The sequence below is a fragment of the Mycobacterium interjectum genome (assembly GCF_900078675.2).
Lineage (GTDB): Bacteria > Actinomycetota > Actinomycetes > Mycobacteriales > Mycobacteriaceae > Mycobacterium > Mycobacterium interjectum.
The window spans coordinates 1,725,423-1,749,662 of sequence record NZ_LT546237.1 but is presented as its reverse complement, the minus strand read 5'-3'; the positions used below and the strand labels follow the sequence as shown (position 1 = coordinate 1,749,662).

At 65.8% G+C, this 24,240-nt stretch carries 15 protein-coding genes and 4 pseudogenes; 11 read left to right on the top strand and 8 right to left on the bottom strand.

Annotated features, from left to right (window positions below; all coding sequences use genetic code 11):
• Positions 1-122: 122 nt before the first annotated feature.
• The 4 genes and pseudogenes from BN4348_RS42675 to BN4348_RS42655 form a co-directional block, all read left to right on the top strand.
• Positions 123-878: a class I SAM-dependent methyltransferase gene (locus BN4348_RS42675; RefSeq protein ID WP_066913212.1), complete on the top strand. Its 756-nt coding sequence runs from the start codon at positions 123-125 to the stop codon at positions 876-878.
• Between the two features lie 56 nt (positions 879-934).
• Entirely contained in the window at positions 935-1,585 is a 651-nt protein-coding gene (locus BN4348_RS42670; RefSeq protein ID WP_066913210.1) for a class I SAM-dependent methyltransferase, read from the top strand.
• Between the two features lie 1,469 nt (positions 1,586-3,054).
• A complete protein-coding gene (locus BN4348_RS62810) occupies positions 3,055-3,207 on the top strand; it encodes a putative alpha/beta hydrolase (protein ID WP_407937904.1) in 153 nt (50 codons plus the stop codon).
• Positions 3,208-5,556: 2,349 nt separating this feature from the next.
• Positions 5,557-5,827: pseudogene (locus BN4348_RS42655) on the top strand (IS1380 family transposase); the annotation flags it as partial.
• Positions 5,828-5,839: 12 nt separating this feature from the next.
• On the opposite strand, the pseudogene BN4348_RS63100 reads toward BN4348_RS42655, so the two are convergent.
• A pseudogene (locus BN4348_RS63100) lies at positions 5,840-6,295 on the bottom strand (transposase); the annotation flags it as partial.
• 261 nt (positions 6,296-6,556) lie between these two features.
• Here BN4348_RS63100 and BN4348_RS42650 point away from each other — a divergent pair.
• From BN4348_RS42650 to BN4348_RS42640, 3 genes are all read left to right on the top strand, one after another.
• On the top strand, positions 6,557-7,780 hold the full coding sequence (locus BN4348_RS42650) for a class I SAM-dependent methyltransferase (protein WP_066913201.1): 1,224 nt from the start codon (positions 6,557-6,559) through the stop codon (positions 7,778-7,780).
• Positions 7,781-8,209: 429 nt separating this feature from the next.
• Positions 8,210-8,641: an MmpS family transport accessory protein gene (locus BN4348_RS42645; protein ID WP_066913199.1), complete on the top strand. Its 432-nt coding sequence runs from the start codon at positions 8,210-8,212 to the stop codon at positions 8,639-8,641.
• Positions 8,638-11,619, top strand: a complete 2,982-nt coding sequence (locus tag BN4348_RS42640) for an MMPL/RND family transporter (RefSeq protein ID WP_235852734.1) — start codon at positions 8,638-8,640, stop codon at positions 11,617-11,619. The genes BN4348_RS42645 and BN4348_RS42640 overlap by 4 nt, the downstream gene beginning before the upstream one ends.
• On the opposite strand, the pseudogene cobJ reads toward BN4348_RS42640, so the two are convergent.
• Positions 11,594-12,748, bottom strand: a pseudogene (cobJ, locus tag BN4348_RS42635) (precorrin-3B C(17)-methyltransferase); the annotation flags it as partial. The gene BN4348_RS42640 and the pseudogene cobJ sit on opposite strands and share 26 nt — an antisense overlap.
• Positions 12,749-12,815: 67 nt before the next feature.
• On the opposite strand from cobJ, the gene BN4348_RS42630 reads away from it, so the two are divergent.
• Complete coding sequence (locus tag BN4348_RS42630) at positions 12,816-14,603, top strand: nuclear transport factor 2 family protein (RefSeq protein WP_084454176.1); 1,788 nt, start codon at positions 12,816-12,818, stop codon at positions 14,601-14,603.
• 7 nt (positions 14,604-14,610) lie between these two features.
• Here the strand turns inward: BN4348_RS42630 and BN4348_RS42625 are convergent, their stop codons facing one another.
• Positions 14,611-15,432: an SDR family oxidoreductase gene (locus tag BN4348_RS42625; RefSeq protein WP_066913197.1), complete on the bottom strand. Its 822-nt coding sequence runs from the start codon at positions 15,430-15,432 to the stop codon at positions 14,611-14,613.
• A 112-nt stretch (positions 15,433-15,544) separates the two neighbouring features.
• Here BN4348_RS42625 and BN4348_RS42620 point away from each other — a divergent pair, with 112 nt between their 5' ends.
• The gene (locus BN4348_RS42620) at positions 15,545-16,213 is read left to right on the top strand and encodes an alpha/beta hydrolase family protein (RefSeq protein WP_066913239.1); all 669 of its coding nucleotides are present in this window, start codon (positions 15,545-15,547) and stop codon (positions 16,211-16,213) included.
• A gap of 3 nt (positions 16,214-16,216) precedes the next feature.
• The gene (gene cobN, locus BN4348_RS42615) at positions 16,217-19,792 is read left to right on the top strand and encodes a cobaltochelatase subunit CobN (RefSeq protein ID WP_066913195.1); all 3,576 of its coding nucleotides are present in this window, start codon (positions 16,217-16,219) and stop codon (positions 19,790-19,792) included.
• On the opposite strand, the gene BN4348_RS42610 is transcribed toward cobN, so the two are convergent.
• The 5 genes and pseudogenes from BN4348_RS42610 to BN4348_RS42595 form a co-directional block, all read right to left on the bottom strand.
• Positions 19,789-20,592 (bottom strand): SDR family NAD(P)-dependent oxidoreductase, encoded by an 804-nt coding sequence (locus BN4348_RS42610; RefSeq protein WP_066913193.1) that lies wholly within the window; start codon positions 20,590-20,592, stop codon positions 19,789-19,791. The two genes, cobN and BN4348_RS42610, sit on opposite strands and share 4 nt — an antisense overlap.
• A 32-nt stretch (positions 20,593-20,624) precedes the next feature.
• Positions 20,625-21,071, bottom strand: coding sequence for a TetR/AcrR family transcriptional regulator (locus tag BN4348_RS42605; protein WP_308204225.1), 447 nt, complete (start codon positions 21,069-21,071; stop codon positions 20,625-20,627).
• Positions 21,072-21,281: pseudogene (locus BN4348_RS62480) on the bottom strand (helix-turn-helix domain-containing protein); the annotation flags it as partial. It abuts the gene before it with no gap.
• A complete protein-coding gene (locus tag BN4348_RS42600; RefSeq protein ID WP_066913188.1) occupies positions 21,268-22,413 on the bottom strand; it encodes a sulfotransferase family protein in 1,146 nt (381 codons plus the stop codon). The pseudogene BN4348_RS62480 and the gene BN4348_RS42600, both read right to left, overlap by 14 nt.
• Complete coding sequence (locus BN4348_RS42595) at positions 22,410-23,642, bottom strand: DUF1214 domain-containing protein (protein WP_066913185.1); 1,233 nt, start codon at positions 23,640-23,642, stop codon at positions 22,410-22,412. Before BN4348_RS42595 ends, BN4348_RS42600 begins: the two co-directional genes overlap by 4 nt.
• Before the next feature lie 210 nt (positions 23,643-23,852).
• Here BN4348_RS42595 and BN4348_RS42590 point away from each other — a divergent pair, with 210 nt between their 5' ends.
• Entirely contained in the window at positions 23,853-24,239 is a 387-nt protein-coding gene (locus BN4348_RS42590; protein ID WP_066913182.1) for a PPOX class F420-dependent oxidoreductase, read from the top strand.
• Position 24,240 lies beyond the last annotated feature (1 nt).

Sequence of the window (24,240 nt, the reverse complement as noted above, 5' to 3'; positions counted from 1 at the left end):
CGATCTCAAGCAGATCAGGTCGTTCCCGCCCTGTCTGTCTGGCGCGTCGCTTGAAACCCACCAATCCGCAGGTTTTGACAACTGCCTGACAGATCAATTAGTGCGACGAGAGGGCCGGCCCGATGAACGAGAATGACAACGCGACTGCAACGATCCGCTTGCACGGCGCCCTCTACACCGAATTCCTCGACGCGCTGCACACCCACCTGACACCGCGTAGCTATCTAGAGGTCGGCACCGCGACAGGGATGTCGCTGGCGTTTGCTCGCTGCGACACGATCGCGGTGGATCCGCGGTTCGAAGTAACGGCCGGCGCCACCGGCAACCGGAGACGCACGTTCTTCTTTCAGATGACGTCAGACGATTTCTTCGCGACAGAAAATGCACCGGCGTTGCTGGGACGACCGGTCGATATGGCTTTTCTGGACGGCATGCACCGGTTCGAATTTCTGCTGCGCGATTTCATCGGCGCGGAGGCCGCCTGTCATCCCCGCTCACTGATCCTGCTGCATGATTGCGTGCCGTCGAATACGCGGATGGCCTTGCGGCAGCCCCGGCCTGGCGATTCCTCGGAAGGAGAAACCGCTGGCTGGTGGACCGGTGATGTGTGGAAGCTGCTGCCGATTCTGCGCGAGTACCGCCCGGACCTACGGCTACATGTGCTGGACTGTCCGCCTACCGGCCTGGTCGCGATCACCCGGCTGGACCCTGCATCGAGCGTTCTTGCCGATCGTTATTACGAGATCGTCGATCAGTACGCCGCATCCGTTCTAGACGAGGACCGGCTGAAGTCGTTGTGGGACAAACTCGAACTAACCGCTTCGCGACCGCTTTTCGAGCAACCCGACCGCCTGACCGAGCTGTTCACCTTTTACTGATCCAATGTCGAGCCACCGGGCCGACTTCAGAATTGTTCAAAGGAAGGACAAAAGCGATGGGCCTCTGGGCTGAATTCCTGACCAATAAGGGACGAACAATTTACAAATGGAAACATTACTTTCCGGTTTATGAGGGTCACTTTGGCCGCTACGTCAACCGGCCAATGAAATTCCTTGAAATCGGCGTCGCCCAGGGCGGTTCGTTGCAGATGTGGAAGCGGTATTTTGGACCGCATGCCATGATCGTTGGCATTGATATCAATCCAGGGTGTGTGGCATTTCAGGAAGATCAGATCGCCGTACGGATTGGCGATCAGGCTGATCCTGACTTTCTCAACGCAGTGGTCAACGAGTTTGGCACCTTCGACGTAGTACTGGATGACGGCAGCCATATGATGGAGCATATCGCGGCATCCTTCGCGTTCCTTTATCCCCGTACTGCCCAGGATGGAATTTACATGGTCGAGGATCTCCACACCGCATACATGGAAGATTATGGTGGTGGCTTGCGTCGGGCCGGTACATTCATTGAATTCTGCAAGGACATGATTGACGAACTGAACGGTGACTGGCGTGGCCCCGAGGATCCGCCATCAGAATTCACACGCACCACGCAGTCAATGCATTTCTATGATAGCATGGTTGCGTTCGAACGAGGCCGCACCCTGCAGAAGGGCGCCCCTATGATTCCACCGCTAGAACAATGACTTGGCTTTTCGCGGCATGGCGGTATATCAGATGAAAGCGGCAACGGTTCTGCCGCGCCGGCTACCCGCAAAAGCTGACAGGGAAGCACCAAGATCCTGTTCGACTTTAGGAGATTTTCTCGGAAGTACGGGGTTCGCAGCTGCCCCAAGCGCTGTCCGGACTCGGAGCGGTCCGCTTCTGCAGCTCTCGGATGCGATTTTCGTGGCGGTGGTGAGCTCAGCCTGCTCGGTGCGGCTCAGGCCCGGCATATGGCCAGTATCGATTAACTGCCGCTTGCGCTAGGCATAGATGGTCTAATCACTGATGCCCAAGTCAGACGCGACCTGAGTGACGGGGCGACCGGCGGCCGCCAGATCGGGAACCTTGTGGCGAACTCCTCGGGATAACGCGTAGGCGCGGACACGGCTCCTTCGATGGACGTCGTGACCAGAAGTCAAACAAAGTGACTCCGTAGAACCCGGGGCAGATCAAAGTCTCAGGACTCACCGGGCGGTTCAAGTTAAAACGTGGCGAGAAGCCGAAGAAGTCACCGAAACGCCACGTCTATCTCACCGAAGACGATGTGTGCGGTTGGCCGGGGGTCTGGGTCGTCACGCCGACCCGGTGCTGATCCTCGCATTCACCGGGTTGCGGTCGGGTGAGGCGATCGCGCTGACTGTCGCTGACATTGAGTTCCTCAAACGCCGGATCACGGTTGCATCGCAACGCTTTGTATCCGCCGTCTCACAGCATACAGGCCCCAGATACGTGCATATCGACGACGGTGCGATAAGCCACTGATTGCACCGAATGCCCACGGCTCGCGAGTCGGGATCCCCGCTCGGCCGCGGCAATGAGCACGTCGAGGTCGGCGCGGTCCTCGGCAGTCAGCGGTTCGTGCGGGTCGTGTCGCCAAGGGGCGGGTAAGTCGGGCCTGGCTGTGGTGAGCTGGTTGGCCGGCTTGGTGGTATTGCCGCCGGGGCGTTATTCTTTGGCGGCGGCGGGGTGCCGGGCAGGACGCCGCGCCGTGCCCCTTCCAAGCATGCGAAGGCGTAGGCGAGGTCCGCGAGTTGGCCGGTCCCTCCACACTCAGGCCGGGCGGCGATTGCTGCCAGGGTGTGATGCGCCGCGGCTCGAAGGGATGCAGCTAGCGCCTGCCGGGTCCGCAGGATCTCGATCTCGACTTCGTCGGCGAGCTTCTCTTGATCGCTCACTTGGATCTCCGTTTCGTTTTGCGGTGACTGGCCGTACCAGCTTAGTAAACGGCATCCCCGGACGAGCGGCAAAGCAACGCAATAACGGTGCGCCCGTGGACGCAGGTAGGGCAAAAACTCGGGTCAAGGGGCGATAGCTGCGTGAAGTACAGTCATGCCTTCCAGCAGGCAGTGCACACCTCGGCCCCCTGACCAGGTAGCTCTCTGGGGGTCGACGTCCCCCTCGGACACCCAACCAGACTCACCGCGCCGACGGCCATGCCGGCGAGGGGCTGATGAGCCGTCGCAAACCGCTGACGGGCTCGTCGGGCACTTCATGCGGTGTATGCGTCCGGATGTCCCACCTCCAGTATCTCAACGTCGGTGACCTGATCGCCGGCGCCGGCGGTGATCCGTGGGCGGTCAACCAGAGTCTGCAGGTGACCTGAAATGCAGAGCACTTCGTCGAGGCTGGCGGTGCGCGGCCCGGCGCCGGTGGCAAGTTGCCCGGGGTCGCTGCTCCGCACACCGCGGGCCTGATCCAGGCGTGCGGTGTCGAACATCGCCGGGCCGGTGGCCATTGCGTCGGTGAGCAGGTAGCGGCCGGCGTCGGGTGCCCGGCGCACCGCTTCCTCCGCTGCGCTCGCGCCAGTCAGCTTCACCGCGTCGGCGAAGTTGATGCTCACTTGAAACACCTGTGGTTCGGCGTCGAGCACCGCGGTCAGGCGGGTGATGTAGTTCGCGGGGGCGAAAAACCGCCAGCCTTCGCCCAGGTGCAGCCAGAACCGTCCGTCGATCTGAGCGCGCAGCTGCGCCAGCTGGGGGGCGGGCTCGTCGCCGGATCGGCGACGGGCGAACTCGAGAAAACCATAGCGTTTCCGCAGCTTGGCGCGGTCGGGGGGCGACAGGCCGGTGTCGAGCACCAGGAAGCGCCCGACCCGTGACACATCGAGGCAGCAGTTCAGAAACGAGTTAATGGTCTGCTCTGTGGTCTGGCGGTCCGGTCCGGCGATCAGGCTGACGGTGACGTCGGCGTGTCCCTGACCTGCGGTCAGGGACTGTATCAGGGCTTCGGGGTAGGGTGCGGCCGCCTCGATCATGGCCGGCACCGAAAAGTCGCGGTTGGCCGCGATCCTTTGCCGATCAGGGTCGGGGAGATCGGGGCGGGCCAAAAGGCCCCGACACAGCGTAAACGCCTCGGCGTGGTTACCGATCCACGATGCGCACACCGCCTGCTCATCGGTTGCGCGCCAGGAGTAGACGTCCGCGTATCTGGGGACAAAGAGGTCGTCTTCGGGAAAGGGGATTTCGGCCGCGCGCTGGGCAAACAGGTACGCCGACTTGTAGTCCTGCTCGCTGCGACACCGAAAGGCGATGGCATGCAACGCCTCGGCGCGGGTCGGTCGAAACTTCCACGCCTTGAGGTAGGCCTCCTGAACATCCGCCCACGGCTCACCGAGTTCCGCCATCGACTCCGCGAGCCGATACATCGCCCAGTAGACCTCCTCGTCGCAGCCGCCCATCTTGATCCGCCGCTCACACCACTTCCGCGCGTTCTCGAAATCCTCCATACGGAAGTAGGTCTCGGCTAGGAAAAAGACCGACCGCGCATCCTTGGGGTTGCGCTTGACCTTGGCCAGCAACCAATCGCGCTCCTGCGCAGACTTATGTTTGAACAGGCTGTAGGTGAACAGCTGGCGCTCGCGGAGCTGATCATCTGCGCTGCGGGCTTTGCCTTCCAGGTGCACATCGATGCCAGGGTCTTCCCGCGCAGACGTCTGGTGGGTGACACCTTCAAGGCCTTCGGCCAGCGCACGCTGCAGGATGGCGGCCTGGTCGCGAGCGGAGAATGCCTGGTAGCCTCGCTCGGCGAGCTCGCGTCGCGCGCGGTCGTCGCCGACGAGCTTCACACAGCGATCGATCAGTCCGTCGTAGTCCGCAAACGCGATGCCCGACTCCAGGTCGCGCTCCAATGTCGGATCGGCACCACTCTCGGAGACCACCGCGCGTCTATTGGCGAGCAGATAGGAAACACGCGTGATTTCGAAGATTTTCGCTTCCCAGTAATGGATGTTAAGGACGATCTTTGAGCGTGCGATCCAGGCATCGCGACTTGCGCCGTAGACGTACGATAGCCATTTGACACGAAGACCTCGGTCGTGCAGTTCCCTGAGGACCGCGTATCGGCGCCCGTTGAGCGCGCCGTAGAAAAGCACATCGATGTCCTCGGGGGCTGGGGCGATCCGTGTCAGCTCGGGGACGTATCCGATCGGAACGTAGGTGGGCCGGGGCAACCCCATAGCAGCGAGCCGCTCGACGTTGGCTTGACTGTAATCCCAAGTCGGGTAGCGCCGGAAAAGGCCGACGAATTCAGGCATCGTCATCCACGGCAAGTCGTCACCCAATTGCTCGAGGTTGTAGAAGATGGGGTTTTTTGGAGGCTCCAAGCCGTACTGGACGAGGAGGTTTCCGCCGAGCACGATGGTGCTGCGATCGTCGAGGTCGAGACGGTTGGTCAGCACCGAGTCATGCCCAAGCGCCAAAAGACCATGGTGCAGTGCCTCGGCGACCTCGTTAAAAGCTCCGCCGCTGATGTCATGATGAGAGGGAGGTGACACAACCGCGACGGCGAAACGCATGGGTGCAAATTACAGCAAGAGGATTGCACTTGACCCCGTTTAGCCTGAATTTGCATGCAACTTGGTGTGACACGATGCCAGTTGGCGAAAGTGCCTGTCCTGCAGAGGATAACGAGACTGCTCATGGTCGATCATTCCGAGTGAGAGGGCACTTTCTGGATCAAGAGCCGCGCAGCGGTTTGTTGGGTGAAAGTGTCGGCGGACGGCCGGGGCGTGGGTGTGGTACCCCCGTGCGGGCATGTTGGGTGAGGTCGCAGATTTGACCGGGCTGTCGTCGTAGGTGACGGCGGCGTTGGCCGACGACTACCAAGGGTCGTGGATTGATGCGCCCGGGGATTTGTTCGCCGACCTGGCTGCCGCGGTTGCCGACGGCGCGGATTGTGTCGATGGGGTCGGCCAGTTGTGGGGCGACCGTGAGCATGTGTACGGCTGGGTCGACAACCACACTGTGGATCAATTCCCGCGGCACAACTCCGAATAGACGCAGCTGCTCCGCCGCTCTGTGCGCTTCCTCCGAATGCGCATCATGTCGCGGGTCGTCATTCCTCGGGAATGTAACGACTGCACAAAGCCGGCGCACTGTCTTCGGCACGGTCACGGCTCAAACGAACCGTTCCGATCCCGCGGCATATCGATATCCACCGGTATCCACCGGGCCGTTGACCCGTGGTCACTGTCTTCGACGTCGAACCATTACAAGAATCCCCGCTCCCGCGTCCGGCCGGATTCCTCGACTCATAGCCCAGCGGACGGGTCAGCTCGGTCCGCAACGAACGCTCCAGCACCGCCTTGGTCAAACCAATTCAATAGGCCGTCCGCACCGACGATCGGGCGTCCACGCCTTCACCGCGTCCTTGATCAACGAATCCAGCGCCTCAGCCGAAAACGTCTCCACCACTTGGCGAGTCGCCGGCTTCTCCCTACCCCGAAGATGCTAGGTCCCCGGTCCACAAACCACTCTTCCTGTCCGCAGAACGGCTGGTCCGATGATGGACCACCCCTAACTTACCCAGATGGAATCACACCGTTTTCTTGCGGGCCCAACAGGCGGTAACCGATAATCCCCACGATGGGGGGCCCGCCCCGTGATACAAGCTCCCAGCTGACCACGGATCCGGGATCCTCGATCGACAGTCGACCGGAAGGGCCTACCTCCGCAATGAACGAGGAAGCGAACGCAGACATCCTCTCGCGCCGTTACGAGAGGTACCCAGAACCCATACAAGACCTTGAGGCGTGGACCGACAGTAATTGGGAGTGGTTCGACCCGGTCCACGCTCACTCGACTTTGTGGCCCGACCGCGACTATAAGCCCGATCTCGATATTTTGATCGCTGGCTGCGGCACCAACCAGGCCGCGGTTTTCGCGTACACCAACCGTTCCGCGAAGGTGGTGGCGGTCGATATCAGTCAACCGTCGCTGGACCATGCGCAATATCTGAAAGACAAGTACGCCCTACAGAACCTGGAGTTGCATCGGCTTCCGATAGAGGAGCTGTCATCGCTAAAGCGAAACTTCGACCTCATCGTGTCAACCGGCGTCTTGCATCTCTTGCCAGACCCAGTGGCGGGCATGAAGGCACTTAGGGGTTGTCTACGGCGAGATGGCGCTCTGGGCGTCATGCTTTATGCGAAGTCCGGCCGAATAGGCGTCGAAATGCTGCAATCGGCCTTCCGTGACTTGGGCATGGGCCACGACGACGCATCGGTTCAAATGGTCAAAGAAGTGATCTCGGCGCTCCCGCTAGAACACCCCGTCCACAGATACTTCAAGATAGCGCCGGTTTCCGCCCAGACCGATGCCGCCCTGGCGGATACCTTCCTGTATGGCCCTGAGCGCAATTACACCGTCGATGACTGCCTCGATCTCGTGACGTCAGCTGGGTTGGCATTTCAGGGATGGTTCATCAAGGCGCCGTACTACCCGCATGATTGGTTCAGACCCGGGAGTTCACTCCATCAGGCGGTGAGCGCGTTGCCCGAGGCTAAGCTCTGGTCCGTAATAGAGCGTCTTCACGTGATGAACGGCGCCCATTTCTTCATGGCATGCCGTTCCGACCGGCCGAAGAAGAGCTACGAAATCAGTTTCTCCACTCCCGAGTGCCTCGAGTACGTTCCGCGGATGCGGATGCGCTGCGGTATCGAGGGGGAGGAGATTTTCCGGCCGAATTGGCGCACGAAGGTCACGCCGGCTCAAACGCGATTCCTGCAGCACGTCGATGGCCGGCGCACGATTCGTCAGATCGCCGATCGGGTCGCCAAGTGCGGGGAGTCGTCCGGCGCGAGCAAGCGTGACCTGGAGGAGTTCGGTCGCCGGCTGTTCGAGTCGCTGTGGCGTCTGGACTTCACTGCGATGATGCTGAAGAAAAATCAGTCCGCATAGACAGGTCGGCTGAGTGTGCCGATCGGCCGCTACCCGGGTAGCGACGAGTGTGAACACTCGGTGACCGTCGCCGCCGCCCCACCATGGCGGCCCACGGTTGCCCCGGCCCGCCCGATGATGTCCAGTGTGGGGACGCCGGCGCGACCGAATAGCGAAGCGCGTTAACCTAATTCACGCCATACGACCGAGCGGCGATGATCCTGGCCGGCCCGGCGCGGAAATCAGCGTTTTCGAGTGCGTCCGCGCTTGCGGTGGATAATACCCCAGGGGGTATGGTATATCTTGAATGCGGGACGCCGCCATCAGGGCGTTTGTGCCGGATGGCTTCGGGTACGGGGCCGAACGGCCCTACCCAGCATCGCGGCGTGGTGATGACACTGAGCAAGAAAGGCCAGGACACCAGTGGCCGCCAGAGGAAAGGAAACACCGGTGTTGACCCTTCTCAAGAAGGCGTGGGTGCCGCTCGTCGTCGTGGTCGCGGTCGTTCTTGGTGGCATCACCGTCAATCGGCTCCGCGGCGTCTTCGGCTCCGACGCGATCTTCACCGCAACCGGCAGCAGCGCCGAACCGCTCGAGGCAACGCACGTGAAGCGGGTGACCTATGAGGTTTACGGTCCCAGCGACACGGCGGGAAGCGTGAGTTATCTAGACGTCAAGGCCCAGCCGGAACAGGCGAACTTCACCAGCCTGCCATGGACACTCACGATCACGACGACGGTGCCGGCCGTGATCGCCAGCGTGGTCGCACAGGGCAATAGCGACAACCTCGGCTGCCGCATCACCGTCAACGGTGAGCTCAAGGACGAACGGTCCACCGCCGGCCGTCACGCGCAGACTTCCTGTCTGGTGAAGGCCGCATGAACACCGACAACGACGCCCGCCCGAGATTCATGCGGTTCGTCCGCAGGTTCGCGTGGCCCATCATCATCGGATGGCTCCTGCTGACGGTGGCCCTGAATGTGCTTGTGCCGCCCATCGAGTCGGTCGCACGCAAGCACGCGGTCACCATGTCGCCCCAGGACGCGCCCGCGATGATCGCGGCCAAGCGCATCGGCGCGACCTTCCACGAGTCGGACTCCGACAGCATCGCGATGATCGTCCTGGAGAGCGATCAGCAACTCGGCGACGCGGCGCACCGCTACTACGACGGCCTGGTGCAAAAACTGCAGGCCGACCCGAAGCACGTGCAGCACGTGCAAAACGTGTGGGGAGACCCGCTCACGGCCGCCGGCGTCCAGAGCCGCGACGGCAAAGCCGCTTACGTCCAGCTCAACCTGGCCGGCAATCAGGGCAGCACGCTGGGCAACCAGTCCGTGGACGCGGTGCGCAAGATCGTCGACAAGGCGGAGCCCCCCAAGGGGCTGAGGGTCTACGTCACGGGCCCGGCGCCGCTGACGACGGACATGAACGAAGCCGCCGACAAGAGCATGTTCAAGATGATGGGCGTGACGGGCGTGGTCATCATGATCATGCTGTTCATCGCCTATCGGTCGATCAGCACGGTGCTGCTGGTGCTCGTGATGGTCGGCTTCGAGATGGGCACGGCCAGAGGGCTTGTCGCGCTGCTCGGCAACAACGAATTGTTGGGATTTTCCACGTTCGTCGTCGCCATGCTGTCGTCCCTGGCCATCGCGGCGGGAACCGATTACGCAATCTTCCTCATCGGTCGCTACCAGGAGGCCCGCCAGGCGGGTCAGGATCGAGAAACCGCCTGGTACACGATGTTCCGTGGGACCTCGCACATCATCCTGGGCTCGGGGCTGACCATCGCCGGAGCCACCCTCTGCCTGCACCTGGCGCGACTGTCGTACTTCAAGGCGCTCGGCATCCCATCCGCCATAGGGCTGCTCGTCGTCGTCGCGGGAGCGATGACCGCGGCGCCGGCCATTGTCGCGGTGGCCACCAGGTTCGGTTTGCTCGACCCGAGGCGGATGATCAAGACGCGCGGGTGGCGGCGCATCGGGACCGCCACGGTGCGCTGGCCCGGCCCGGTGTTCGCGGCCTCGCTGGCCATCGCCATCGTCGGCATCCTCGTCATGCCCAGCATGAAGATCAGCTTCAACGACCGCTACTACACACCCGCCAACGTGCCGTCGAATGTCGGATACGCGGCCGCGGAGCGCCATTTCAGCGCCGCGACAATGAATCCCGACATCCTGATGATCGAGAGCGATCACGACATGCGCAACAGCGGAGACATGATCATTCTCGACCGGCTCGCCAAGGACATCTTCCGGTCGCCGGGAATCGCGATGGTGCAAAGCATCACCCGGCCGCTGGGCGGGCCGATCGAGCACACGTCGATACCGTTCCAGATCAGTGCCCAATCGATCCCCATCCAGCAGAACCTTCAGTTCATGAAGGACCGCACCGCCGACATGCTCAAGATGAGCGACGATCTGGGCGCCATGATCGGCTCGATGGAGCGGATGCAGGGCTTGCTGGGTCAGATGAGCAGCGCGACCCATCGCATGGTCGGCGACATGGGCGACATGCAATCCACGCTGGACGAGATGCGGGACCACCTGGCGGACTTCGACGATTTCGCGAGGCCGTTCCGCAGCTACCTGTATTGGGAACCACACTGTTTCAACATCCCCGTCTGCTGGGCTTCGAGGTCGGTGTTCGAGGCGATCGACGGCGTGGACAAGTTCAGCGCGAACATGAGCACGTTGATCAAGGACATGAACAACGTCGACGCGATCATCCCCCAGATGATGGCCCAGTTCCCGCCGATGATTGCCGTCGCGAAGTCCATGCAGGGCACCCTGCTCACGATGCACAGCAGCTTCTCGGGTCTGGTGACGCAGATGGCCCAGATGACCGATACGGCGAGTGCGATGGGTCAGGCCTTCGACGCCTCCAGGAGTGGTGACTATTTCTACCTGCCCCCGGAAGCGTTCCAGAATCCCGACTTTCAGCGTGGTCTGAAACTCTTCCTCTCACCGGACGGCAAGGCCGCGCGCTTCATCATCACCCACGACGCGGACCCGGCGACCCCGGCGGGCATCGCCGCGGTCAAGCCCGCGCTGAATGCCGCGCATCAAGCGGTGAAGGGAACGACGCTCACTGGCGCCAAGTTTTACCTCGCCGGGACGGCGGCGATATACCGCGACATCCAGGCCGGCTCGCAGTACGACCTGTTGATCGTCGGGATCGCCGCCCTGACACTGATTTTCGCGGTCATGGTGATCATCACCCGAGCGCTGGTCGCGTCCCTGGTGATCGTCGGGACGGTGCTGCTGTCGCTGGGCGCCGCGTTCGGGCTGTCGGTGCTGGTGTGGCAACACCTCTTCGGCCTGGAATTGAACTGGATCGCACCGGTGTTCGGATTGATCATCCTGCTGGCGGTGGGATCCGACTACAACCTGCTGCTGGTGTCACGGTTCCAGGAGGAGATCGGGGCGGGGCTGCGGACCGGCATCATCCGCTCGATGGGGGAGACCGGCAGTGTCGTCACCGCGGCTGGGCTGGTGTTCGCCTTCACCATGATGTCGATGGTCGCCAGCGACCTGCGCTCGATTGGGCAGGCCGGCAGCACGATTGGGCTCGGCCTGCTGTTCGACACCCTGATCGTGCGCTCGCTGATGACGCCGTCGATCGCGGCGCTGCTGGGGCGCTGGTTCTGGTGGCCGATACGGGTGCGCCCGCGCCCCGCCAGCTCCATGCTTCGACCGTTCGGACCCCGTCGGTTGGTGCGCTCGCTGCTGCTGGGCGAGGAAGTGGATGCGGCGGCAAGCAGGCCCCAGCGACTGCACGGCGGGGAACACGCTCCCGACGGGATGGCGTATTCCGGCGCTGCCGGCTCGGGCGTCACCCCGGGTAGCGCCGGGGGGTGAACACCCGGTCGCCGAGATCGTCGGCGTACCACTGCGTTTGCGAGGATCCGACGATCAGCAGGCAGCGCATGTCGACCTCGGCGGGGTCGAGATCGGCCAGGCGCACCACGCGGACGTCTTCATCTGGGCCTGGCACACCCCCGGAAACATTGCGGCCGATCACCACCGGTGTGCCGGGTTCGCGGTGGGCCATCAGCACGTCGCGCATCGCGCCGACCTGCCAGGTCCGCGCCTTGGAAGCCGGGTTGTAGATGGCCAGCACCAGATCGGCGGCGGCCGCGGCGGCCAGCCGCGCGGCGATCACCTCCCACGGCTTGAGCCGGTCGGACAGGGAGATCACCGCGTAGTCGTGGCCCAGCGGGGCGCCGACCCGGCTGGCGACGGCCTGCGCGGCCGTCATCGCCGGAACCACCCGGATCCGCACTCCCGGCCACTGTTTGGCTTCCTCCAGCACCGCGGCCGCCATCGCGAACACCCCCGGATCGCCCGACGACACCACCGCGACGGCGCAGCCCTCCTCGGCCAGCGCGCACGCCAGCCGCGCCCGCGCGGGTTCGTCGGTGTTGTCGCTGGGGTGGCGCCGTTGCCCCTCGCGGACCGGCACCCGATCCAGGTAGCCGCCGTAACCGATCAGGTCGGTGGCGGCGGCCAACTCCCGCCGGCTCTGCGGCGTCATCCAGTCGTTGTCGCCGGGCCCCAGGCCGACGACGGCGACGGTGCCCGTCCGCTGGTCATTTAAGGGCTGCCGGTGCCCGCGACGGCCGCCGGGAAGCATGGCCAGCGAAAAGTACGGCACGCGGGTCTCGTCGACGTCCGCGGCGGGCAGTATCCGCTGCCCGGACGTGCTGGCCCGCTCGACGTAGAACGCGTCGTCCAGCNCCTGCACGTTGCCCCGCGCGGTGAGCTCGAGCGTTCCCGAGCCGAACCCGCTCGCGACGCCGGCCAACGTCGCCAGCTGGGAGGGGGAAATGCCGCCACCGGGCAGCCGGACCCGCACGAGCGCGCCGTCGGCGGCCTGATGCACCTGCAGCGCGCCCGGGCAGGCGTCGGTGTCGCGGGCTCGGGCCACCACCACACGGTACGACCGCCGGACAAGGGGCCGGCCGCGACAGTTGAGTAGCCGACTACGCTAGCCGCCCGGCAACGCCGCGCCGGACACTGCGATTGCCCCATTTCGTCCAGGTCAGGAGCGTGGCATGGGACAGCGCGGTGGTCATGCGGTGGTGCTGGGAGCAAGCATGGGCGGGCTCCTGGCGGCCCGCGTGCTCGCCGACTTCTACGACCGGGTCACGGTGGTCGAGCGAGACATCCTGCCGCTGCATCCCATCAACCGCCGCGGCGTTCCGCAGGGCAGGCTGATCCACGCCCTGGCCGCCCGCGGCACGCAGGTTCTCGACGAACTGTTCCCCGGGTTCGTGGACGAACTCACCGCCAACGGCGCCGCCATCTGGGATGACGGCGACTTTTCGAAGGTGTCGATATCGGTCGGCGGGCACACCACGCCGCGCTCCGGCAGGGCGCCGAATCCGCCCGTGGTCCTCTTCCCGAGCCGGCCGCTGCTGGAATGGAACGTGCGCCGGCGGGTGAAGGCGTTTGCCAACATCACGTTCCTCGAATGCCACGACGTGGTCGGCCTGATCGCCACGCCGGCTCGTGACCGCGTCATCGGGGCCAGGGTCGTCGACCGCGTCCTGGAGCGCGGGAAGGCGCTGCCCGCCGACCTCGTCGTCGATGCGACCGGCCGGGGGTCTCGCACGCCGGTCTTGTTGGAGGAACTCGGCTACGGCCGTCCGCGGGAGGACGAGGTGACGGTCCAGCTCGCCTACGCGTGCCAGCTGCTGCGCCTGGAGCCCGGCGCGATCCGCCAACACATGATCGCCTACTTTCCCGAGCCGGGGCGCCCCAAGATGTTCGGCCTGATCAAGAACGAAAACGACACCTGGATGTTCGGGGTCGGGGCCATGGCCGGGCTGCAACCGCCGGGCGCGACCGCCGAAATGGTCGAATACGCAGAGGATTTCGTGCCTGCCCAGGTGTTGGACGCGTTGCGCGCGGCCGAACCGGTGGGCGCGGTGGTGCACCATCGCGTGCCCTCGAACCGCTGGCGGCGCTACGACAAGATGCGGCGCACTCCCGATGGCCTGCTGGTCGTCGGTGACGCGGTGTGCAGCTTCAATCCCATCTACGGGCAGGGCATGACGGTCGCCGCGATCGAGGCGACGGTGCTGCGGCAATGCCTGCTCCGCGGGGACCGTGGCCTGGCGCGACGCTTCTTCCGTTCGTCGGCAAAAACCGTCCGGGTGGCCTGGCAGACCGCCGTCGGCTCCGACTTGGCCCTTCCCGAAGTGGAAGGGCGCCGGCCCGTGTCGATGCGCATCAGCAACGCCTTCCTGGAGCGGGTGCTGACCGCCGTCGAGGTCGACCCCGTCGTGGCCGGGCAGTTCGTCCGGGTCACGGCGATGGTCGACCCGCCGGCCCGGTTGTTCCGCCCGTCGATTTTGCGGCGCGTCGCGCGAGCCCGGGGCCGTCGGCCGACCGGTGTCCAACCCGTCGACGACGGGGTCGACGTCAACCGCGAGGAAGAGAAGGGGAGTCGGATGTCGACCGACAACATCGAGGTGACCAAGAGGGGATACGAGGCATTCACCGCGGGTGACCTCGAAGCGGCGTTGGACGTCTTCAGCGACTCGGCCGAGTGGACCGTCAACGGCGACAGCATGATCGGCGGGACGTATCGGGGCAAAAACGAGCTCACCGAGCTGTTCATGCGGCTGTCGGAGAAGGCGACCAAGGTCGAGACGAAGCGCTACCTCGCCGACGGCGACGTCGTCATGGTCCTGACCCGAGTCAGCGTCGGCGACGAGAGCGCCGACGAGGCCGACGTGTTCGAGTTCCGCGACGGCAAGGTCGTCAAGGCCCACTCGTTCGGCGACACCGCCATGCAGGAGCGCGTGTTTGGCAGCAAGCGGGTGGCGACCGGGTAGTTGTCGCTCAGGACGTTCCCGTCCGCCGCGCATAATCCTGGCGCTTGTCGGTCTCCAGGTCGCTGGTAAAGACGCGGTCCGTGCCCACCGCGCGTCCGATCGCCTCCGCTATGCCTTGCGGCATCAGCCGTTGCGCCGACGCCATGATGCCCATCGAGCGCGGAACGACCACGCGCCGTTTGGGTTTGGCGATCACGCCGACGACGGCCCGGGCGACGTCTTCCGGCTCGGCGTTCTTGAAGCCCCGGGCGTGTCCGACGCCCGCGACCATTTCGGTGTTCGTCAGGGTCGGCATGATCGTCGAGAAGTGGAGGCCGCGGCCGCGGTTCTCCATGCGAACCGAGTCGGTGTACCCGAGCACGGCGTGCTTGGTCGCGCAATAGGTGGCGATGCCCGCGCACGGCAGCACGCTGCCCATCGACCCGATGTTGACGATGTGGCCCCGTCCGCGCGGCAGCATCCGTTGCGCGGCCAGTTTGGTGCCCAGGATGACGCCGCTGATGTTGACGTCGAGCACCCGCCGGGTGACGGCGTCGGGCTCGTCGACCGCGCTGCCCGCGGCGATGACCCCGGCATTGTTCACCAGCACGTCAAGGGGCCCTAGCTCGTCTTCGACGGCGTCGAGAAAAGCCGCGAAGGACGGGCGGTCCGTCACGTCCAATCCGCGGCGCACGGTCAGACCCAACCGGCCACCCGCCTCCCGCACGGCCGCTTCGTCGATGTCCCCGATAGCGACCTTGGCGCCCAACCCGTGCAGGGCCGTGGCGATGGCCAGGCCGATTCCTCGGGCACCGCCGGTGACGGCAACGGTTTTTCCGGAGACCTTCATCCCCACAGTGTTGCTCCGAGCGTGCAGCCACGGTGCGGTTCGCGCGAATTTTTCGCCCTGGGTGCACGTTCGGCGCGATTGGATCCGCGTCGGTCCGGGCACACTCGTCCCCGTGCGGACGCAGGAATACGCCCCGGGGCGTTTGGTCGACGTGTTCGGCGACTCATCGCAACCCACGGTCTTGCTGTGGCACGGCATGCAGACCGACGCCCGCGCCGCCGTCCGCCCCCTGGCCGGCATGCTCGCCGATCGCGGTGCGGCGGTGGTGGCGCCCGATTGGAATTCCCACGCCGAGGACGGCGGGCGCGGCGACCTGTTGCGATCGCTCGAGTTTGCCCGCGACCTCGCGACCGGCGCCGCCCTGGTGCTCGTCGGGTGGTCGCTGGGCGGGTGCGCCGCCGCGGGCCTGACGCTCGCGCGCTTCGACCTCGCCCTGGCGCATACCGTCTGCCTGGCCGGCGCGTTCATGGTCCCCGATCCGATCTCCGGTCGCGCGCCGAGCGACATGCTGTCCGCCGATCGCATCGGGTCACCGTTCACGTTGCTGCACGGCCTCGCCGACGACGCCGTGCCGGTGGCCGCCAGCAGGGACTTCGCCGCCGACCTCGAGCGGATCGGTTGGCCCGTCGAGCTGGTGGAGCTGGACGCCGATCACGGGTCGATCGCCGGCGCCGACTACGACCCCGTTGCGGACCGCTACGAGCCCGCCCGGGGCCGGCGGGCGCTCGAGGTGGCGGGCGAGGTCGCCGCTCGCATCGCGGCGACGCTGGGGTACGAATGATGGGTGGCTGAGCCGACCATCCTGCTGCTGTCGACGTCCGACACGGACCTGATCAGCGCCCGTTCCAGCGGCAAGAACTATCGGTGGGCCAACCCGTCGCGCCTGTCCGACGAGGAATTGCCGGACCTGCTCGCCGGCGCAGAGATCGTGGTGGTCCGCATCCTCGGCGGTTACCGCGCCTGGCAGGGCGGCATCGACACCGTGCTCGCCAGCGGCGTCCCGACGGTGCTGGTCAGCGGCGAACAGGCCGCCGACGCCGAGCTGACCGGCCTGTCCACCCTGGCCGCCGGCATCGCGGTGCAGGCGCACATCTACCTGGCCCACGGCGGCGTGGACAACCTGCGCCAGCTGCACGCGTTCCTCTCCGACACGGTCCTGATGACCGGCTTCGGGTTCGCCCCGCCCGTGGTGACCCCGACCTGGGGTGAGTTGGACCGGCCGAATGCCCTGGACACGGGCGGTCCGACCATCGCGGTGCTCTACTACCGCGCCCAGCAGCTGGCCGGGAACACCGCCTACATCGAGTCGCTGTGTCGGGCCATCGAAGACGCCGGCGGACGCGCGCTGCCCGTCTACTGCGCCTCGCTGCGCACCGCCGAACCCGAACTGCTGCACCGACTCGGCGACGCCGAAGTGATGGTGGTGACCGTGCTGGCCGCCGGGGGACTGCGGCCCGCGACCGCGGCTGCCGGCGGTCAGGACGACAGCTGGAACATCGAACACCTTGCGGCCCTGGATATCCCGATCCTGCAGGGCCTGTGCCTGACCAGCCCGCGCGATCAATGGCGGGACAACGACGACGGCCTGAGCCCCCTCGACGTGGCCAGCCAGGTGGCGGTGCCCGAGTTCGACGGCCGCATCATCACGGTCCCGTTCTCGTTCAAGGAGATCGACGACGACGGGCTGATCTCCTACGTCGCCGACCCGGAACGCTGCGGGCGCGTCGCGGGCCTGGCGCTCCGGCACGCGCGCCTGCGGCACGTCGCGCCCGCCGACAAACGGGTGGCACTGGTCTTTTCGGCCTACCCCACCAAGCACGCCCGGATCGGCAACGCGGTCGGGCTGGACACGCCGGCCAGCGCGGTCGCGCTGCTGCGGGCGATGCGCGAACGCGGCTACCGGGTGGGTGATCTGCCCGGGGTGGAAGCCGAGGACGGCGACGCCCTGATCCACGCGCTGATCGAACGCGGCGGGCAAGACCCCGACTGGCTCACCGACGGCCAACTGGCCGGCAACCCGATCCGGGTGTCCGCCGCGGACTACCGTGCCTGGTTTGCGAGCCTGCCCGCCGAACTCACCGACGCCGTGATCAAGCATTGGGGCCCTCCGCCCGGCGACCTGTTCGTCGACCGCAGCCACCACCCCGACGGCGAGATCGTCATCGCCGCAATGCCAGCGGGCAACGTGGTGCTGATGGTGCAGCCGCCCCGCGGCTTCGGGGAAAACCCGGTCGCCATCTACCACGACCCGGACCTGCCACCCAGCCACCACTACCTGGCCGCCTACCACTGGCTGGAGGCCGGGTTCCACGCCGACGCCGTCGTGCACCTCGGCAAGCACGGCAACCTCGAATGGCTGCCCGGCAAGACGCTGGGCATGTCGGCGGCCTGCGGGCCCGACGCCGCGCTGGGCAACCTGCCGCTGATCTACCCGTTTTTGGTCAACGACCCCGGCGAGGGCACCCAGGCCAAGCGGCGCGCGCACGCCGTGCTCGTCGACCATCTCATCCCGCCGATGGCGCGCGCCGAAACCTACGGCGACATCGCGCGTTTGGAGCAACTGCTCGACGAGCATGCGAACGTGGCCGCGCTGGATCCCGGCAAGTTGCCCGCGATCCGCCAGCAGATCTGGACGCTGATCCGCGCCGCCAAGATGGACCACGACCTCGGGCTGACCGAGCGGCCCGCCGAGGACGCCTTCGACGACATGATCCTGCACGTCGACGGGTGGCTCTGTGAGATCAAGGACGTGCAAATCCGCGATGGGCTGCACGTCCTCGGCCAAAAGCCCACGGGGGAGGCCGAACTCGACCTTGTGCTGGCCATCCTGCGGGCGCGCCAGCTGTTCGGTGGCGAGCAGACCATTCCCGGCCTGCGGCAGGCCCTGGGCCTGGCCGAGGACGGCACCGACGAGCGGTCGGCGGTCGACCGCGCCGAGGCGACGGCCCGGGGGCTGGTCGGCGCGCTACAGGCCGCCGGCTGGGATCCCGCCGCCGCCGACCGGCTCACCGACGACGCCGAGGTCGCCGCCGTGCTGCGGTTCGCGGCCACCGAGGTGGTGCCCCGGCTGGCCGGCACCGCAGCCGAGATCGACCAGGTGCTCAGGGCCTTGGATGGCCGGTTCATCCCCTCCGGCCCGTCGGGGTCGCCGCTGCGCGGCCTGGTCAACGTCCTGCCCACCGGGCGCAACTTCTACTCCGTCGACCCCAAGGCGGTCCCCTCGCGGCTGGCCTGGGAAGCCGGTGTGGCGCTGGCGGATTCGCTGCTGGCCCGCTATCGCGCGGACAACGGGCGATGGCCGCAGTCGGTGGGGCTGTCGGTGTGGGGCACCTCGGCGATGCGCACCGCCGGCGACGACATCGCCGAAGTCCTTGCGCTGCTGGGTGTCCGGCCGGTCTGGGACGACGCGTCGCGGCGCGTCGTCGGCCTGGCGCCGATTCCGCTTGCCGAGCTTGCCCGCCCGCGCATCGACGTCACCGTGCGCATTTCGGGGTTCTTCCGGGACGCCTTCCCGCACGTCGTCACCATGCTCGACGACGCGGTGCGATTGGTCGCCGACCTCGACGAACCCGCCGAGGACAACTACGTGCGCGCGCACGCCCAGGCCGACCTGGCCCAGCACGGCGACCAACGCCGTTCCACCACAAGGATCTTCGGATCCAAGCCGGGCACCTACGGCGCCGGGTTGCTGCAACTGATCGACAGCCGCAACTGGCGCGACGACGCCGACCTCGCGCAGGTGTACACCGCCTGGGGCGGATTCGCCTACGGGCGCGACCTGGACGGGCGCGAGGCCGTCGACGACATGAACCGCCAGTACCGGCGGATCGCGGTGGCCGCCAAGAACACCGACACCCGAGAGCACGACATCGCCGACTCCGACGATTACTTCCAGTACCACGGCGGGATGGTCGCCACGGTGCGCGCGCTGACCGGCCAGGCGCCCGCCGCCTACATCGGCGACAACACCCGGCCCGACGCGATCCGCACCCGCACGCTGTCGGAGGAGACCACCCGGGTGTTCCGCGCCCGCGTGGTCAACCCGCGCTGGATGGCGGCGATGCGCCGGCACGGCTACAAGGGCGCGTTCGAGATGGCGGCGACCGTGGACTACCTGTTCGGCTACGACGCCACGGCGGGGGTGATGGCCGACTGGATGTATGAGCAACTGACCGAGCGCTACGTGCTGGACGCCGAGAACCGCAAATTCATGGCGGAATCCAACCCGTGGGCGCTGCACGGCATGGCCGAACGGCTGCTGGAGGCCGCGGGCCGCGGCATGTGGGCGCAGCCGCAACCGGAAACGCTCGACGGCCTGCGCCAGGCGCTGCTGGAAACCGAAGGCGACCTGGAAGGCTAAATGAAATCCGACCCGCCGTCCACGTTGACCGTGGCGCCGGTGACGTAACCATTCCGCCGCGACGCCAGGTAGGCGGTGATGGAAGCGACCTCTTCGGGTAGTCCGGCGCGGCCCAGGTCGCAGGGCTGGTGGAAGTTGTTGTCGATCCAGGTCATGACATCGACCGGGTTGGTGGCGTCGAGGCCGTCGGCGGCGAGGATGTCTTTGAGCACTTCGGTGAAGCTGGCGGTCACGATGGTTCCGGGACACACGCAATTGACCAGGATGCCGTCCTTGGCAAGGCTTTTCGACAAGTTCTTGGTGACGCTGGCCAACGCCGCCTTCGACGCCGTGTAGGCGACGATGCGCGGGTTTTGGCGCTGAATCGAGTGCGCGGAAAGCGTCACGATGCGGGCCCAATCCGCGGCGCGCAACAACGGCAACGAGGCGCGGATCGATCGCACCGCCGACATCGTGCCGAGCGTGAACGCGTCGTCCCATTGCGTGTCGTCCATCTGCTCGAAATAGCCGTCGCCCGGCCCGATCGTGTGCACGAGGCTGTTGAGTTGGCCCCAACGCTCCGAGACTGCGGCGAAGCCGTCGGCGATGGACTGGGCATCGGTCATGTCCACGCTGATCCCGACGGCATCGGGAGCGCCCGCCTCGCGCAGCGACACCACGGCGGCATCGAGCGATCCTCGGCTTCTGGCCATCACCGCCACGCTGGCTCCCTCGGCCGCAAGGGTTTCGGCGATAGCCAGCCCCATACCCTTGCTGCCGCCGGTGACCACGGCCGTCGATCCCGCGAACCCCAGGTCCATCCGCGTCTCCCATCTGGTTGTCGTGTGACTGGTCAAACCTGGGCAATGGCTTGCGCCGCCACGCCCAGCCCGCCCAGGCAAAAGCGAAGGATGCGCGCGCGGACGTCGTCGCGGTCGCAATCGCCGGTCGCCCATTGCCGCTCGATGCCCGCCCACACCACCGCGTGAATGGCTTGCGCGTCGGCCACCGGATCGATGTGATGGAACACCCCCTTGTCCAGGCCGCGTTGCAAAGCCGCACTGAGCGGCTTGAGCAACTGCTCGTACGCCGGCTGGACCAAGTTGGGGGAGGCGAACATCTGCGATTGAGCCTCCAGCGATACGCGGCGCAAATCCGATCTGATGCTGTCGTCGAATGCCAAGTCGAGTCGTCCATCGATCCACGCCGCAACCGCGCCGATCTCCGTGTTGGCCGAAGCCATTCGGCGCCGTAGTCGGCGTTCCTCGACGCGCGCCATTTCGAGGAACAGCGCGGCCACCAGTTCGTCTTTGGAGCCGAAATGCCGATAGAAAGCGCGGGTGCCCACCGCTGCGCCGTCGAGAACCGCGGCGATGCTGAGCCCCTGAAAGCCCTGCTCGCGCAGTGTCTTTGCGGCGGCGGAAAGGAGCTCGCGGCGCACCGCTGGGTCGGGGGCCAGTTTGTCGCGCCGCCGCGTGCGACGACCATCGAGGGGATCAGGCGGTCGCATCGTAGGCGGCGAGGTAGTCGGAAAACCGCTCCCGAACACCGTCGGGCGTGAGGCCGTAGTCGGCCAGGTCGTATTCGTGGGTACCGCGCGAGCCAGGACGATGTCCCTGAGCCCATCGCGTGACCGACTGCAACGTGGCATCGGTGAAGCTCAGACCCAAAGACTCGTAGCTGGTTTGCAGGGTCCGTACCGGATCGGTTTGCAAATCGGCGAAGGAGACGTCGGCGAATCGCTCGTCGCCCTGCCGGTTGCGGAAATCCATTGCGCGCCGTACAGCTTCAACCCAGCTGTCGACCTGCTCCGTGCCGAGTTCCCCAGCGTCGTTGCGGTCGCTACTCCAGCTGCGCACATACTGGATAAGACTGCAGACGGAGGCCATCACCTTGGCCGGATCACGGTGACTCCACAGGAATTTGGCGTTCGGGTAAGCTTCGACGAGCGCGTCGAGGGCGAACATGTGCACGGGTGTCTTGAGGTGCCACAGAACCGGTGGGCAGTGCCATTGCAGCAGCTTGAGCACTCGCCGGTGAAATGCGTACGTCTCGCGCATGTCGCAACCCATCAGCCACGCCAGGTATTGCGGTGCGCGGACGGCGCCGTCGAAATGGAAGGTGCGAAAGCTCATTCCCATCAGGTCCTGGCATTCGGTCGGGGCCGTCGGCTCGGAGTTGTACATCGTCCTCATCAGCGGGAACATCTCGTCGAGCATTTTCAATCCGGCCTCGGCCTGCGCGATTCGCGGGTCGGTGTGCTCGGTGGCGGCCTCCGGCGGTGGGGTCGGTGCTTGGGATTCCCACATGCGCAACGACCGGAACTGGGGGTCGGCGGCCACCAGTTGGCTCAGCGCGGTGGTCCCGGTGCGGGGTAATCCGATGACGAACACCGGCCCGCCGACTACCTGGTCATCGATCTCGGGGTGCTGAGCGTAGGCGTCCTCGATCTTGAGGCGTTGGATCAGGGCGTTGCTGATGGTGGCGTGCTGGATGACGCGGCCCATGTCGTTGAGGTCGGCCTCGGTGTTCAACGCCGCAACGATGCGTTCGAGGCCCTCGCGATAGTAGGGCGAACCGAAATCATCGAGACCGGTTGCGGCGCAAGCGCCCTCCTCCAACTCGTCGGCGTCGAACGTCATCGTCCGAACCTTTCGTGCACGGCGCGCCGGCGCGCCGCGAGGATGGATTTCCGCTGTTCGGGGGTGACCATCGCGGTGTCCGACGGCAATTCCGCCCGAATGTCGCCGACGGGCACGACTCGCGTCATCGGTGTCGGCGCCGTTTTGGTGCGCACACAGCGCAGGATGATGGGACCGTTGCTGTGGCCGGCGGTGTCGAGCCAATTCGCGACCCCGGGATCCTGCGCACTCAACACCATGCGCACGAGGCCGTCGGGATCCACCGCGGCCTGATGACCGTTGAGGCTGGATTGGTGGCGCCCGTAGTGAATGGTCTCCCACCACGGGTTGCCGACCGAAAAGCTCCAGTAAATCCCTTCCGGCGGTTGCACTTCGACGATGAGTGCCTCGCCCGGGTGCAGCTCCCACCGGCCGATCACCGGCCTGTTCTCTGCGGCGGCTCCGATATCGGTGCGGTCGATGGGTGGCAGGAACCCGTTTGCCGGGGCCGCCGCACCGAACTGCAAGAAGAACGCCAGGTTGTCCTGGACGAACTCGCCGAGGGCGACCAGTTGCCGCGTCACCGCCCGGTCCGTATCGACCGGACGACTGGTGGTTTCCATCGCGCGGCCGAGCCGCTCGATGCGCAGCGACGACGCCACCTCGGTGTCCCAGTCGTAGAAGAAGTGCCGCACCGTCAGCGTGGGATGCTCGCCGTCGATGCGCATCCAATTGCCCGCTCGCCCCGTCTGTTCAGAGGCTGACAGCACCACCTCGAAGTTTCCGTCGTCATCCACCTCGAGTTCGTCGACCAGTTCGTTCGCCGTCGCCGCGATGCCGTTCATCGTCTGCAATCCGACGTAGCGGGCGGTGCCGCGATTGCCGAACAGTCGGTAAGTTTCCCCGCCGCGCAGCACGGCGCGGGCATAAACGCAGTCCGGACACTCCATTCCCCAAGTCACGACGTCATCGGTACTGGTGCGTCCTACAGCCAGGATCGGGTCCGGATCGAACCGCAACACCTCGTCGATGCCCGCGGTGAGCAAGACCAGCAGGTGCCGGAGCCCGGCGGCGAGGTCGACTCGATTTCGGCTCGCCGGCTCGGATTCCACGGAGCGCGCGGCTTCGCGGAGCCGGTCCATCAGATACGACCACGCCTGTGCCAGGTCGACGTCGCCGCGGTCCTCGGATAACGCCGCTTCGGCGACAGAGAACGGCAACCACGCCGTTGGCTTGTTCGGGTCGCTCACGTTGTCCCCGTTTCGGTCGGTGTCACGGCGTCCTTAAGTGAAAACCTGGTTCACGTTTAAGGTGCGCTGACTATCGCAGCCAATGGGCGCGAATGTCAACGCCGAGGCCGCTGAGCAGACGCAGAATTGCGTCATCGGGGCCCTCCCCGTGCGACTCTGTGTCTGCTCGCGACCGGGAGGTGCGCCCAGCGCGCGAGGTAGGCTCACACCGTGACGCCCACCTTCGCCGACCTCGCCAAGGCGCAGTACATCCTGCTGACCACCTTCACCAAGGACGGAAGGCCGAAGCCGGTGCCCATCTGGGCCGCGGCCGACGGCGACCGGCTGCTCGTCATCACCGAGGCCAAATCGTGGAAGGTCAAGCGAATCCGCAACACGCCCCGGGTGACGCTGGCCACCTGCACCATGCGCGGCCGCCCGACCAGCGAGGCCGTCGAGGGCACCGCGGCCATCCTCGACAAGTCGGAAACCGCCGCCGTCTACGACGCGATCGGCCGGCGGTACGGCATTGTGGGCAAGGTCTTCAACTTCGCCAGCAAGCTGCGCGGGGGCATGCAGAACAACGTCGGCCTCGAGCTGAAAGTGGCCTCCAGCTAAA